Raw genomic sequence first — 13540 nt, 5'->3', positions numbered from 1 at the left:
ATGCAGGAGAGAAGAATGCTCGCAGTCATCTTTGATGTAGAGACTACATATGTAACCGTAAAAGGCGACATCCCGGAAATCGTGGAGATCGGCGCATGCAAAGTGAATCTGAATCCGTATGACCCGGGGGAAGCCGCCACGGATTGTTTTCAATGCTATACGTTTCCTGAAATCAAAGGACGCTTCGGCAAAAAGACGTTGAAATTTATCGGCTTGAAGGAAGAGGATCTGGACAAGGTAGTCCCGTTTCGCGAAGGGTATGACCGATTCATGGAATGGATCGGCTCCGAGTTGGTTTACTTCTGCAGTTGGGGGGTCGATGACCGCAAAATTTTGCTGGAGCACTGCAAGCGGTTCGATCTGTCTCAAAGCTGGCTGGACCATTACCATGACATTCAGAGGCCGATCTCGCAGCTACTGGTCAAGCGCAATCAAATGAAGCTGAAGGATGCGATTGAACTGGCCGGTATCGAGAAAGAAGGCAGACTTCACTCCGCCTTGGTCGATGCGATCAACACAACGAAACTGTTTGTCCGGTATTACGATCAGCTTCATTTAAGAGCGATGATGCGGGGCTGAAGTTGGTTCCTGCCCTATAATGTCTTATCAAACGATGAAAACCCCGAATCAGGGGTTTTTCTAATCTCAATATCATTTAACGTCATATATTTTCGGATACGGTTGTTGATCCCGAGAATCACTTAAATGCTGCATATAATTTTATTGTCAACATAAGGTAATTGCAGAGATTATTTTCACAAAAAGGAAGTGGGTTAGCATGTCGGAAATAAATCAAGGGGCGAAGGGGAAACTCGTGGTTAAAGTTGTTTCCGAATCGCAGTCCCTTTTGCCCGGAGCAACTGTGGTCATAAAAGATATGATGGGAAACGTGATTCAAAAATTACAAACAGATCAATATGGAAACACAAAAACGATTGATTTGCATGCCCCGTCTAAACAACATGTTTTAAAAAAGCCAGGAGTAAAGCCCTACAGCCAATATATTGTAACAGCGCAGCATCCAAACTATGCGCCAGTCCAATGGATAGGAGTTCAAATATTTGAAGGTTCTAAAGCCATACCAACCATTAAACTTCCTTCTTTACAAAGGTATAACGAAGATCGAAGAATACATACCATTGTCATGGATGAGCATCCTTTATATTCAGGAACGGCTTTACCTAAGATTACCGAAGATCCTTATCATATTCCCGAGCCGCCGCCTCATTTATCGCCATATCTATTGCACACGCCAACGTCTTCGCCCTTCCCGGCAGCTTGTGCATGTGCATGTGCCGGTGCGACAGCCCCTTTACCATTCAATTTTATTATTCCCGAAAATATTAGAGTGCATCTTGGATTGTTTAGTGACGATACGGCAAGAAATATCGATGTTCCGTTTGTCGAGTACATAAAAAGAGTGCTTCATATTGAAATATTGGATTTTACGGAACAAGAAGCCATTGCAGCCAATGTAATTGCCGCAGTTTCATATACATTGAACCGGATATATACCCAATGGTATAGATTATTGGGAAAAGACTACGACATCACCACCGGAACAGATCGAGACCACGCCTATGCCCTGGAATATACACCACAAGAACCGCTTGTTCGAGGCGTCGATAAATATTTTAATGAATTTATCGCTTATCCCGGGCAAAAAATTCAACCATTTTTCGCACAGTACTGTAACGGTAAGGAAGTCACATGTGCTTATAAGCAATGGCTTGAACAAATAGGCTCTGCAGAATTAGCAAGAAGGGGAATGAACTACAGAGAAATATTGAAGCACTACTATGGTGACGACAAAAATATTATTCAAGCTCGCGTTATGATCGAAGGAGGCAGAATTATTCCGATTATTAAAATACTGCAGCAAGGTGATGTAGGATCGAGTGTCGAATTGATGCAGCAATATCTCGGAGTGTTGGGTGAAAAATGGGGAATAGACGCTTTTAAAGAAGCAGTTGAAGAGCACGGAAGATTCGGTAGCAAAACATTCGAGGCAGTAAAATTATTTCAAAAGGTCACCATGCACTTGCCCCTAAATGAACAGAATGGAGTCATTGATCAGAAAACGTGGTTGGAAATCATAAAGCAGTATAATGTAATGACTAGACGCTCATATAGGCGAAGTGACGTATATCCAATTTCTAATCATATAGCTAGGAATGTGGCTCATTCTCCATTTGCCCCTCATCCGCACTTAAGATCGATGAATTGCTTTGATTCATCAAGGGGGTTTCATCCTAAAAGAAACTGCTAGGGAATTGGAAACATAGAAAAAGCCCGTAGAATCAAGGATTCACGGACTTGTTTCGTTATGACCTGTAGTGGGCTCGAACCACTGACCCCCACCCTGTCAAGATGGTGCTCTCCCAGCTGAGCTAACAAGTCATGTTGTATTTGTTGTTGCAAAAAATAATATACAGCATATGAAGGAAGAAGTCAAGAGGAATGAATGAAAAAAATGCCCGCGAAGCATAGATGCTTTGCGGGCGGGGGAGATCATTTGAAAGTGACCATCTGGTATACGGTTCGTCCGTCGCCGGTAACTTCAATCGTTTGCCCTGTGGACGTCTGGGCTTTCATCTGGGATGAGCCGCTTCCGTCCAAAAATATGCCGTCAACCAAAGTACCGGAGCCGATTTTCTCTTTGATCGCGGTACGGAATTGTTCGGGGGTGCAGGTCGTATTGGTGACGACGAGCCAAACGTTTCCTCCGGAGTTGAACACCAGCGCCGATCGGCCGGAGGCCGTGCCGTTAACGCCTCCAGGAATGTTTTCAGCGGTGGCTTGGCTTTTCCAGGTCGAGTCGCTGCTCAAGCGCATGCTGATTCCGCCTTGCGCCCAATAGTTGGATTTATCCGATACGTTCAACTCGCTGGCCCATTTGACGACCTGTACCGAATATTTGCTTGCTTTAGTGTCCCATACTAGAGTTCCACGCTCATAACCAACGTTCACCGCGCCTTTATAAAGCTCGCCGATGGACCCGCCGCCAGCGGGCACATGGTTATTTACGGCAATCGACAGTAGAGTTCCGCCAGAACCGAAAAATCCACCGTTGATGCCGTAGCTGCTTTGATTTTTTAAATTGCTGCTAATCGCTTTCAATTTGATATCGTTGGGTGAAGCTTTCATTGCATGCAATACGACACCGTTGGAAGCCGTTACTTTGGAATACGTGTAATTGGCTGCCGCATTGACAGGCACAGCAAGAGCCAACAGGAAGACAAGCGCTAAGATGAGAGATTTCTTGAACATCTCCATACCTCTTTTCTTCGATTCATCTATTAAAAGAAGATCGGCGCCTTCTTCAATTAACAATTTAATTATAGTAGGTTTCTGGATTTGAAAATATAGGAATATAATATCTTTATATGGTAATTTAATTGCTAAATAAGTTCATGCCAAATTGGGTATCGGGAGATGGATACGAGAAATTTATTTTTATGGAAAACAACCGGGGAACGCAATCGTTGAAAAAAAGGGTGTCTTAGCGGTGCGATAGAGAAATATTACGTTACGGTGACGGAATAAGCGAAGTATTTTTAATGTGGTGTGACAAATGAGAAAAGCCGCATCCTATAGAGGATCGCGGCTTTCTGCTTTAATGCCTGTGCAGGGCTCGAACCTGCAACCCCCACCCTGTCAAGATGGTGCAGTAACATTAATAAGCATTAGATGTCCATTTAAACCCCTGATTTCTGATCTGGGGAGGGGGTTCTGATTTCAACACCATCTAACAGCATATATTTATTTTTATTTGGATACCGAATTTGATATCAAGAGCTAAATTAATGGACCATTGATTTGTAGAAAGTGGGAAGCCTTTTACTGAGGTTAACAAAAGTTAATCTGTGTTTTATCCTTAAAAAACAAAAAAACTCACAGATAAACTCCGCGAGGGGAAATGAATTAAATGTTAATAAGTTGAGAGGATTATTAAGACCACTGGCTGGGACTCTTTTTGTTTGCTTTTGAAGATGTTTCGTACTATTCACTTTGGGCGTACTTTTCAAGCTCTGTCGGTTTTTTTCTATCGTCAATTACTGCACACACCGAGGACCAAGCACGAGAAATATCTTGCCCCAGATACTTTGTTCGGGTTCTGTTAACTGGATTTCTTTCAAATGCCGTAAAAGCTACTTTTCCCGCATGTTCTCGAACACGCAATTCCACCCATTTATCGTTACCCTTCAACCTACAAACCTTTTCCAATTTCATCATCCCTCGTTCTGCCCTCGTCTTTGGCTTTGATAGAAGTATAATACTATATGCAGATATTGGGAATCATCCAAGCAGATTGTGCCGATAGGTTTCGGCCCGTTCCGCGGCGGGCCATTCCCTTCCCTCCAATGTTACTGAATCTTCAATATATGTATATATTAATAAATATTTCGTAGTATATCCATTTAGTGTTTGATAGAATTGATTTGTAAAATTATACAAAGGGGTGATTTTATGAAAACTGCATTTAAAATTCTGTCCAGTGCTGTTTTGGCAGTATCCTTAATGACTGGAGTTGCCGCAGCAGAACCTACAGCTCCCACACAATCTGCCAATACTCAAGCTGTAAAACAATTAAATCTAAAAGTCGGTGAAAAGATTAGGTTACACGCCGTTAGAAATGCTTCCTCTAGCCCGTATGGCGTGGTCGATCTAGTAATCCGCCGTTCGTATCTCAACATGTTCTACTGCGATGTGTATGGGGTTGCTCCCTGGTGATACGATTGTAAAAACGAATATTGGGGATTTTTCCATTCATGTTACACAGTGATATCTCAAATAATTCTTCAGCACCTTTAGGGGTGCTTTTTTTATCTTATTTCCCATCCCTTACACCGTCCTCCTCAGTTTGATTGTGGATAAATAATCCCGCCTACGGTTTTTTCGCAATCAAGCTTTGCCATCCAAAGTAAGTCATATTCCCTCGTTCCTCGGGACGTAAAACTGTATGAAGGACTACCGTTTTTTCCAGCATTTCGACCGTCCAATTATTCTTTTTTGTGAAGTCCATTTTAACCGCACCCCGCTTGCCGTTCGCCCGGCATTATTTGAAGGGGCCGAAGCCCCCTGAATTATTTCTGTGCCTCTAGGATCGCCGCCGCGATTTCGAAACCGAGCTGGCGCCCTTGGCAAATTTCTGCCCGGCTTTGTCGGTGCGTTCTAATGCTTCGGCACTCCAAAATTGTTGAAGGAATTTTAAGTCACTTATGATCTTCCGCTCTTCGGCCATGGGCTACCTCCGCGAATTATGTTAGTATTGGGAAAAAGAATGCTTTAGGAGGGTTAACACGCGATGCTCCCCAAAATCCTTGAGTACAAGATCGAGGGAAATGTCCTTTACCCCTTAGTTTATATGGACTTGTCCCTCTTGATTGATGAATACGATTCGATTATGATGTCAGTAAAGCAAGTGAGGCGGAAGAGGAGGGCCTGACCTCCCCTTCCTGTTACTTATCGATGAAGCTTGCTTTGTATCATTCGGAGGTGCAGGTCATATGCACGCTGCTCTCCGGCGTGAACGCTTACATCTTGAAAGCGATCAACGAAAAGATGGGGCGAGACGAATTTGACGGTTATCTCCATTTCGCGGCGGAGGAAGGATAACGCTCTGCACTTTTTTGTTTCGTGTTCGCATATAATAAATGCAAACAAAAGTTCCTATCGGCCGTAAAAGGATGCCTTCTTTAATCGAGCTGGGGAGAAAGACAGGGAAGAGTCAAAAAAAGCTATTGGACACTTTGGCGGAGCTGGCGAGGGAAGGTTATATTTCTTGGTCTCCGGCCAATCCTGAACGGATCACGTTGATCCAGGCATGAGAACGGGAGGACCCGGGGAGCGGTTGGCAGGTGTACGGTTCAAGATGAAAATTTCCAAGAAAAATTACTAAAGCCCCGGCTCGATAGCTTCGGGGCTTTTTCGCGTGTATTTTGTGTAAATCGGCGGCCGTCCCCAACTTGTCCCCAAATTGCTATTTTTGCATCTGTATCAGTAATTTTAAATTTGCTGTTACAATGAGAAAAGCCACGTCCTATAAAGGATCGCGGCTTTCTGCTTTAATGACCTGTAGTGGGCTCGAACCACTGACCCCCACCCTGTCAAGATGGTGCTCTCCCAGCTGAGCTAACAAGTCAAATTTTATATCTTGCGGGGACGTTTTCTATAATACCAAGATAGGCGCATAATGTCAAGCGTTATCCTTTAATTTTTTTGTTTTTGTAAATATGGCTTTATTCCGCCATGCCTCTCTCTTTTATCCCTATACATTCGTTATGGTATAATAGAGTAAGTTCGACATGCATTTGAAAAGAGGGGACTTTGATGAGAGATTTTCGATGGGCGCATTTGCAGCCGCATATCGAAGGAGGAGAGAGCGAGCAGCTAGAACCGGAGCAAGAAGCGTTGGATTGGGGCGAGCAGGAATGGGGAACGCACCGGTACCAGGTCAACCGGCTGGTAGAGGACTCCGTATCGCTGCTGTCTATGCCGGAGAAAGCCGTCGTACTGGGAGCGGGGAATCACGGAGATGTCGGCTTGCCTCGGCTTTCCGTCCATTTTCAGCAGGTGACCGCGTTGGATACAGAAGATAATATGCTGCAAGAATGGCTCGATTCGGGCGGAGGAATCGCTAACAACCGGGTTCGTTCCTTAACGCGGGTCGACTATACCCGGCTGGACCAAATTTCCTTCTACGAAACGTTTGAGGAGCTGCTGGCGGAAGGTAAGCCTGCCGGAGAAATAACGGATTACTTAAGGGACTGTGCGTTTCGCGTGCGCGGGCTGGAGGCGATGCCTCATTTGAAAAAAACGTTTTCGCTCGTCGTTTCCTCGGGTGTGCATACGCAATTGTTTTATCCGGATGCGCTCATGCAATTTTACGGCTACATGGAGAATTACAACGAAAATGAAACCCGGCAAATTGTCGAGGCGCTGGGATACCTTCGGAACAGCCTGATATCGGATTATAACCGGATGCTGCTGTCACTTGTAAAACCCGACGGCCGGGTGACGGTATGGACGGATATGATTTTGCTGGACGAGGATAAACAATGGATCGCCGAGGAGTTGGACCGGCGGCGAACCGATAAGGAGAGGACGAGCTTCTTGTTCGAAGCGTTCGGGCAATACGGGATCGAAGCGGCTGTGCTGGGTCTCAAGGAGCTTCACGACTCCCTTCGGCCGGATCAATTGTTGTTCCGCAGCTGGGTCGGGTATACCGATTCCGGCAAAACGTATTTGATCGCCGGGTTATCTGGCCAGCTCCGCCCGTAATATTCCGAATTCGGCTAGATCTTCTTCCGTACAAAAGCTGCATTGCGAGATGACGGTGGCTTTGCGAAGCTTGATCGCTAATTGATTGATCATGCTGGTCAATGCCGCCGTCTCCTTTTCGTTATGCGAGAACTGAATGCTGTATTCCGGATGACCGGTTTCCGTCTGCCCGGAGCGCACAAGCATCCCCAGTGTCCGGTATTCTTTGGCCAGAGCGGTAAACTTCAGCTCGATTAACAAACGGCTTTCGTCCGGCAGTAGGGCTGCAGTAAAAAAGCGGGCCCCACCGGCGCTAAGGTCCAGTATGGCGGCTTTCGTCGTTTTGAATTCCGGCTCAAGATCGTCCATTCCGATAAGTTTTAATTCCGCGCATAGCGGCTGCTGAAAGCGCAAACGAAAAAAGCTGCGCTTGTTTTTTTCCATACTCATCATCTCCAACAGTCCTTTGCAGCAGGGTGAAGAGGCAAATTAACGTTTACTATAACAGAGCGGGTCTGGCTTAAGCAACCGCTTTCCAGTAAAAAGCCGCTCAGGAATAGAGCGGCGGTTGAATGCTAAGGTTGTGATTCTTGCTGTGCAGAACGGCGCTGTTTCCGATATTTCAATCCGGTCGATCTCGCTGAGTATCGGCGAGCCGTTGGGAGAGGGAGGGCTTTCATTCGAAGTGGTCCTCTCTTCCAAATTCGGATAAATCTATTATACAATATTGTCGGAAAAAGAACATTAAAACTTTGTTACACTTGTTAACATGATTAAACTTGCAGAACAATATATGGGAACGGAGAATCGCGGATGAAAAAATTATACAGCCAAATGACCATGGCCGAATTGGAGCAGGAAATGAAGAGCCTGCGGGAGGAGATGGACCGGGCGGAATTTCCAAGCCAGCGCTCCGTGATCGAGCGCAAATATTATACGGCGCAAGCTTATACGCTCGATCCGTCCGATTTTCCGCCAGGGGTGTATAAGGTGGAGCATGTGCAGCTACCGTTTATTTTAAGCTATGTGAACGGTATTATGGCTTGGGGGACATTAGGGGAAGAGCCGGATGCCAGCTTCCCGATATCGATGCTGACCCGGCTCTAGATGCGGCACATATCAACCGGACAATTCTCGCATTGGCAGATGTCGCGGAGATAAGGCAAATCTTTAACGACGATGTAATTGTTTTCCATGGCAATAATATTGGCGCGCTTCAGATCGCCGAGCATCCGGTTGACGCTCTCCCGGGTTGCGCCGATCATGTCGGCAAGCTCGCTGTTCGTAAGCTTTTTGGTGATGACGATTTCCGATCCGTGATTTTTGCCGTATGTGTTGCATAGCCGGATCAGCGTCGAGCAGAGAGCGCCGGGCTTGCCGAACATCATGAGATCGCGGAATTTCGTTTGAGTCATCCGATGCATAAGTCCCATCCACTTCATGAACTCGACGGCAAGATCCCCATGCTGCCACAGCAGAACCTCTAAATCTTTTTGCTGGATGACCCCGATGATAGAGTTTTCCGTGACTTCGGCATTAAAGCTGTGAACGGAGTTTTGAAAAGGATCGACCTGTCCGAACAAGTCTCCGGTATTATAGACATAAAGGATGAAGCTTTTCCCTTCATCGCTGGCTTTCGTAATCTTCACTTGACCGCGCTTCAAAAAGTACAGTTTATCGGCCGTATCGCCTTCCCAGAACAAATGATTTCCGGCTTCGGCTCTCATTTCATACATAATTTCCTTAAGCTTCGTCAAGCTTTCTTCTGTAAAACAATCCGAATTGGCCACTTGGCTGACCGGTTTTCGTTGCAGCATATCCGTCATGGTACATACCTCCGGCGTCGGTCTGGTAAAGACCTCTGTAGGTTTTGTTGTATCTAACATACCTTATTCCGCAGGATTTGTGATGTGATTTACATCACACTTCCTTAAATCTTCACATTTTTTTGTGATCTTTGTAACATGCAGCACTTCGCCCGACGTGTATAGTGAAGATTAGAATCACATTATATGGGGGAAGTGAAAACGTTATGATGACCGGAGTGCTATTGGCGGGCGGTCACCCGCGGCGAATTGAAGGCCGTCCCGCGGAACTGTTGGTGTTGGCTGGTGAAACGGTCGTAGCGAAACAAATCCGCGAAATGCTTACGATCTGCGGAGAAGTCATTATCGTAACGAACGAGCCCAAAATTTTTCTTGAACATGTCCCCCGGTCCGTACGTATCATTACGGATTTTTACCCGGGCCGCGGACCTCTCGGCGGGCTTCATGCGGCGCTTACCTTGTCCAGATACCCGGAGCTATGGGTCACCGGCGGGGCCATGCCGTTCATTTCGGCAAGAGCAGCCTCCTTTCTGGCGGAGCACCGGAGCGTCTTCGGCTACGATGCCGTGCTGCCGGAGGTATCGGGACGGCCCGAGCCTTTGCATGGCATATACCGCCAAAGCTGTCTCACGGCATTGATGCCTCTGCTGGAATCGGGAAACGACGTACAGCCAGGCTGGATGTCGTTTCTACGCAAGCTTCGTTGGGGCTGCGTTGAAGCGGATATGCTTCGCAAGCAAAATTTGGGGGATGCCTTTACATTTCGGATTAAAACAGAAAAGCAGTATTCGGAAGCGGTTTCGCGGGCGCAGGCGCAGGTCCGAAGCGTATTCCGGTAAACAAGGGCGGAGCTTTTCCGCCTTTTTATTTTCCCGGTTCGTGCTGGAAGCTATGGAAGTGAAAAGCCAAGTATAGAAACAGCGGCGGATTACGATGCTATGCTTGAGGTGATGGCTGATGAATCGGGCGTTATGGACGTCCCTTGCCGCTATAGGTACGGCACAAGCGCTGAAAATACCCGACCGGATCCGTGAGAGCGGCCGTTTTGAGTGGGCGGACCTGTTTCGGACCGGCGGCATGCCAAGCTCGCATTCGGCCGGAGTCGTGTCGCTCGCGACTTATGTCGGGCTTAAGAAAGGGGCTTCCTCCATCTCATTCTCGCTTGCGGTCGTATTGAGTCTGATCGTGATGTACGACGCCATGGGGATTCGCCGTCATGCCGGCATGATCGCATCGGAGGTAAACCAGCTGGAGGATGTGCTCGTTAAATTAACGGAGCAGCATCCTCCTCATGTGCATCGCAAAGACAAAGAGCTGGAAGAACGGTTAGGCCATTTGCCGGAAGAAGTGTTGGGAGGGGCAGCCATCGGGGCGGCAATCGGTTGGCTCAGCTATATGACGGAGTTTCCCCAGCATCGCCCGGCGACAGCATGGGCATCTTTTATACGGAAATCGTTGTACACGCTGAGCTCTCGTATGGTTCAATAAGATCGTTTGTCCCGGACGTCGGCAAAGTAATCGTAAATTTGGTGCCTTCGTCCGGCACGCTCTCTACCTCAATGGTCCCTTCGTGATCCTGCACGATTTTATGACAGATGGATAAGCCCAGACCCGTTCCGGAATCTTTGGTCGTATAGAACGGGATAAAAATTTTATCCAGCTCCGACTCCGGAATGCCTTTGCCGGTATCTGAAATTTCAATCACGGCATAGGGTCCCGCGGCAAACAGCCGGATTCGGACGACGCCTTGTCCGGGCATCGCTTCAAAAGCATTTTTGACCAGATTTAGCAGCAATTGAAGCATCTTATCTTGATCCATCAGCATTTGAATATCCCGGTCGTCGTGTTCGAATCTTACTTGGTGTCCGAGTCTCGTCGTCTCCGAATCCAGCAGCGAGAGAACCCGGTAAATACAGCCTTGAATCGATTGAATTTTATACTGGGTGACATGCGGCTTGGAAAATTGCAAAAATTCGGCGGTCAGCATGCTCATCCGGTTAATTTCGTCCATAATCAGCTCATACCAAGGCTCAATGTTGTATTCCCCGGCTTTGGACAACTGCAGAAACCCCTTGATCGTCGTCAGCGGATTGCGGATTTCGTGCGCCATGCCCGAAGCCAGCTCGCCGACGACGCGAAGCTTCTCCGACCGCAGCATATGCTCCTCGCGCTTTAGCCAGCTTTCCCGCTTCATCATATACAATCCGTGCTCGGCAACAACGATGAGATCGTCCTTGGTCACCCCGTCCCGGGAATAGCAGGCCATACCGAAATTGATTTCGATGCCGGTCAGCTTAGGGAATTCGGAAGCAAGCAGCTGTGTGACGGCATTGACCGTCTCCTGCATATCGTCCGATCGGAGCACGATCGCAAATTCGTCTCCGCCATAGCGGCATATCAATAAAGCGTCGGGGAACATGATACGCAGCAGCTCGGCCGCTTGTCTCAAAATTTTGTTCACGCCCTGAAAACCGTTTGTCGTATTCAGCGATTTGAGATCTTTGCAGTCGATGAGCACGAGGATAACGGGTTCTTTTTGCTTGACGAGCTGCTCCATTTGTTTATGAAATTCCTGGAAATTATATAGGCCTGTTAGCGAATCGTGAGTACTCAGATGCTTCTTCTCCTTGGTAAGCAGCTGTTTTTGCTGCTCGATATCGTAAATGTATTTGCGGAACATAAAAGCAAGCAGCAAGCAGGTTCCTGCCGTAAACACAACTTCGATCAGCGTGCTCCAGCTGAAGGGCCGGCCGGCCATTGAAATGAGGGCATAAGCCAGCATCAGGGCCGCATTGGCGCTAACCGCATAGCGAAAAGGAGCTGTTCCGTAGAATAGCTTGCACATATGCAGCAAGTAAAGCGGGAAGCACCAATCGCTTAAGCTTGCGGCATGAAGCGCAACAAGAAGACTGAGTTGGACGACAAGCTGCGCCGGTATGAACGTGTGAGCGGAACGGATATGCGTGAGTGTGTAGCCAAGGGATGCGAGAACGAGCAGCAGCGGACTTGAGGCCTGATCGTGATAGAGGGAGGAAGCGCAAACCAAACCGGTATAAATGAGGAAGATCCAGCTACCTTTCATATTGGAACTCCAACTCCCGACTGATCCGTAGATTTATTAGTACTAAGAGAAATTCTGTACGGGGAGGTGGAATTCCTGCTTGAACTCCCAAATTCAGTAAAAACTTTTTTGGGGTGCAAAAAAGAGAACCAAGCGGAACGCCTGTCGGGCTGCGCTTGGTTCTCCGGGTTTAAAATCCGGGCAGATTATCGAGATTGTTGCTTGGATCTCCGTCAGCGTTGGAGCGCAAGTGCTCGTCTCCGTCTCTTCCGCGGAATACGTTCACGTTCTCGAGCTGCCCGTTTTTGGCCAGCTGCTGCGCTTCCAAGTAATCGACCACCTGGCCGGAAGATAGCTTCAATTCGACGATGTCGCCGTCGCCGTTTTTGCGTACGGCTACGACTTGCTGTTTGTTTTGTTCCATGCGGTATCGCCTCCATGGATATCATGCGCCGGATGGAGGCATTTTATGCTTCGAACGTGTAGGTTTTGAACTGCTCGATAAACGTCATATCCCCGGTTTTGCCGATGAACTGGGGCATATCGTCGCCATAGTGCATCAGCAGCGTCTTTTGCTGAATCAGCTTCGGCAGCGTCATCAGCTCGTCCAAAGTGGCGTGAACAATGCCGGGGGAGTGGAGTTGGCAATCATGCAAAAATACGGCGCAGCCCTTATTATGAAGCTCGTGCAGCAGCGGACCGTTGAACCGGGTATCGGCACTGAAGAAGATTTTGCCGTTCAGCAGGACCGAATAGCACGGCTTGCCCGGGATGTGATTGGCCGGGAGGAGTTCGACCGTCAGACCGGGATGGAGGGTTGTCGGCGTATGCTCGCCAAGTGCGACGACATTGAAGTAATCGTTAAGGGATGTAACGTTTTCCGCCAGATTCTCCAGTCCGCCGCGCAGCGATTGCTCCCATAGGATCGTTTCCAGTTTGGAGGATACGATTAACGGTATTTTTCTTTTAAATGTGTACATATAACGAAAGGCAAGCTCTTCGAGTCCCCCGACATGGTCCGCGTGAATGTGGGAGATAAGCACCGCATCGATCTGATCCAGAGAGACGCCGAGCTCGTGCAGAGCTCTTGGCGCGGTATAACCGCAGTCGATTAACAGCGTGAAGCCGCCGGCGTAAACCAAGGCATTATTATTATAGTACGTTTTCGCAAATGCGCTTCCCGTACCGATCATTTGAATTTGCAGACTCACTTGGTTCCTCCGCTCGTTAAGGCTTCCAGCCGGATATGATTTTAAATTTACCATGGTTATCTTACACGATTCAAGATGGGTTTGTCACATTTTGGGTAAATTTAATACATCTTGTCCTTCTTGTAATAGGAACAAATGTTCTGTATAATTAAAACACATCTTTATTTAAATCCAGCAGG

General features: G+C 47.5%; 16 protein-coding genes and 2 tRNA genes. 9 read left to right on the top strand and 9 right to left on the bottom strand.

The features are described 5' to 3' along the window. The first annotated feature begins 15 nt into the window (after positions 1-15). Positions 16-579, top strand: coding sequence for a 3'-5' exonuclease (locus tag QMG93_RS29885; protein WP_281943046.1), 564 nt, complete (start codon positions 16-18; stop codon positions 577-579). A 199-nt stretch (positions 580-778) separates the two neighbouring features. Further along, positions 779-2269 (top strand): peptidoglycan-binding domain-containing protein, encoded by a 1491-nt coding sequence (locus QMG93_RS29880; protein ID WP_281943044.1) that lies wholly within the window; start codon positions 779-781, stop codon positions 2267-2269. A gap of 58 nt (positions 2270-2327) precedes the next feature. On the opposite strand, the gene QMG93_RS29875 is transcribed toward QMG93_RS29880, so the two are convergent. The 3 genes from QMG93_RS29875 to QMG93_RS29865 all read right to left on the bottom strand — a co-directional run bounded on the left by QMG93_RS29875 (position 2328) and on the right by QMG93_RS29865 (position 4236). Further along, a tRNA-Val gene (locus QMG93_RS29875) sits at positions 2328-2400 on the bottom strand. Positions 2401-2511: 111 nt separating this feature from the next. After that, positions 2512-3270, bottom strand: a complete 759-nt coding sequence (locus QMG93_RS29870) for a hypothetical protein (protein WP_281943042.1) — start codon at positions 3268-3270, stop codon at positions 2512-2514. Positions 3271-4002: 732 nt separating this feature from the next. Beyond that, positions 4003-4236, bottom strand: a complete 234-nt coding sequence (locus QMG93_RS29865; protein WP_281943040.1) for a hypothetical protein — start codon at positions 4234-4236, stop codon at positions 4003-4005. Between the two features lie 234 nt (positions 4237-4470). Between QMG93_RS29865 and QMG93_RS29860 the strand changes: the two genes are divergently transcribed. The 3 genes from QMG93_RS29860 to QMG93_RS29850 all read left to right on the top strand — a co-directional run bounded on the left by QMG93_RS29860 (position 4471) and on the right by QMG93_RS29850 (position 5619). Next, the gene (locus QMG93_RS29860; protein WP_281943039.1) at positions 4471-4734 is read left to right on the top strand and encodes a hypothetical protein; all 264 of its coding nucleotides are present in this window, start codon (positions 4471-4473) and stop codon (positions 4732-4734) included. 229 nt (positions 4735-4963) lie between these two features. After that, on the top strand, positions 4964-5086 hold the full coding sequence (locus tag QMG93_RS29855; protein WP_281943037.1) for a hypothetical protein: 123 nt from the start codon (positions 4964-4966) through the stop codon (positions 5084-5086). Positions 5087-5472: 386 nt separating this feature from the next. After that, the gene (locus tag QMG93_RS29850; protein ID WP_281943035.1) at positions 5473-5619 is read left to right on the top strand and encodes a hypothetical protein; all 147 of its coding nucleotides are present in this window, start codon (positions 5473-5475) and stop codon (positions 5617-5619) included. A gap of 453 nt (positions 5620-6072) precedes the next feature. Here the strand turns inward: QMG93_RS29850 and QMG93_RS29845 are convergent. Continuing rightward, a tRNA-Val gene (locus QMG93_RS29845) sits at positions 6073-6145 on the bottom strand. A gap of 188 nt (positions 6146-6333) precedes the next feature. Here QMG93_RS29845 and QMG93_RS29840 point away from each other — a divergent pair. Continuing rightward, a complete protein-coding gene (locus QMG93_RS29840) occupies positions 6334-7284 on the top strand; it encodes a hypothetical protein (RefSeq protein ID WP_281943033.1) in 951 nt (316 codons plus the stop codon). Here the strand turns inward: QMG93_RS29840 and QMG93_RS29835 are convergent. After that, positions 7261-7707 carry a PilZ domain-containing protein gene (locus QMG93_RS29835; protein WP_281943031.1) on the bottom strand — a complete coding sequence of 149 codons (447 nt, stop codon included), beginning with the start codon at positions 7705-7707 and terminating at the stop codon, positions 7261-7263. The genes QMG93_RS29840 and QMG93_RS29835 overlap by 24 nt on opposite strands. A 369-nt stretch (positions 7708-8076) precedes the next feature. Here QMG93_RS29835 and QMG93_RS29830 point away from each other — a divergent pair, with 369 nt between their 5' ends. Beyond that, positions 8077-8370, top strand: a complete 294-nt coding sequence (locus tag QMG93_RS29830; protein ID WP_281943030.1) for a DUF1811 family protein — start codon at positions 8077-8079, stop codon at positions 8368-8370. Here QMG93_RS29830 and QMG93_RS29825 read toward each other — a convergent pair. Further along, positions 8367-9089 carry a Crp/Fnr family transcriptional regulator gene (locus tag QMG93_RS29825; RefSeq protein WP_281943028.1) on the bottom strand — a complete coding sequence of 241 codons (723 nt, stop codon included), beginning with the start codon at positions 9087-9089 and terminating at the stop codon, positions 8367-8369. The two genes, QMG93_RS29830 and QMG93_RS29825, sit on opposite strands and share 4 nt — an antisense overlap. 206 nt (positions 9090-9295) lie before the next feature. On the opposite strand from QMG93_RS29825, the gene QMG93_RS29820 reads away from it, so the two are divergent. Further along, positions 9296-9928 carry a molybdenum cofactor guanylyltransferase gene (locus QMG93_RS29820; RefSeq protein WP_216795852.1) on the top strand — a complete coding sequence of 211 codons (633 nt, stop codon included), beginning with the start codon at positions 9296-9298 and terminating at the stop codon, positions 9926-9928. Between the two features lie 118 nt (positions 9929-10046). Further along, positions 10047-10577, top strand: coding sequence for a divergent PAP2 family protein (locus tag QMG93_RS29815; protein ID WP_281943025.1), 531 nt, complete (start codon positions 10047-10049; stop codon positions 10575-10577). On the opposite strand, the gene QMG93_RS29810 is transcribed toward QMG93_RS29815, so the two are convergent. The 3 genes from QMG93_RS29810 to QMG93_RS29800 form a co-directional block, all read right to left on the bottom strand. Continuing rightward, a complete protein-coding gene (locus tag QMG93_RS29810; RefSeq protein ID WP_281943023.1) occupies positions 10531-12171 on the bottom strand; it encodes an ATP-binding protein in 1641 nt (546 codons plus the stop codon). The two genes, QMG93_RS29815 and QMG93_RS29810, sit on opposite strands and share 47 nt — an antisense overlap. 169 nt (positions 12172-12340) lie before the next feature. Beyond that, a complete protein-coding gene (locus tag QMG93_RS29805; RefSeq protein WP_036677520.1) occupies positions 12341-12574 on the bottom strand; it encodes a DUF3892 domain-containing protein in 234 nt (77 codons plus the stop codon). A 43-nt stretch (positions 12575-12617) separates the two neighbouring features. Further along, positions 12618-13361, bottom strand: coding sequence for an MBL fold metallo-hydrolase (locus QMG93_RS29800; RefSeq protein WP_281943019.1), 744 nt, complete (start codon positions 13359-13361; stop codon positions 12618-12620). Between the last annotated feature and the right edge of the window lie 179 nt (positions 13362-13540).

Source organism: Paenibacillus tyrphae (assembly GCF_027925525.1).
GTDB classification, from domain to species: Bacteria; Bacillota; Bacilli; order Paenibacillales; family NBRC-103111; genus Paenibacillus_G; species Paenibacillus_G tyrfis_B.
Note: the sequence above shows the minus strand (reverse complement) of the source record. Positions and strands in the feature narration are given on the sequence as shown.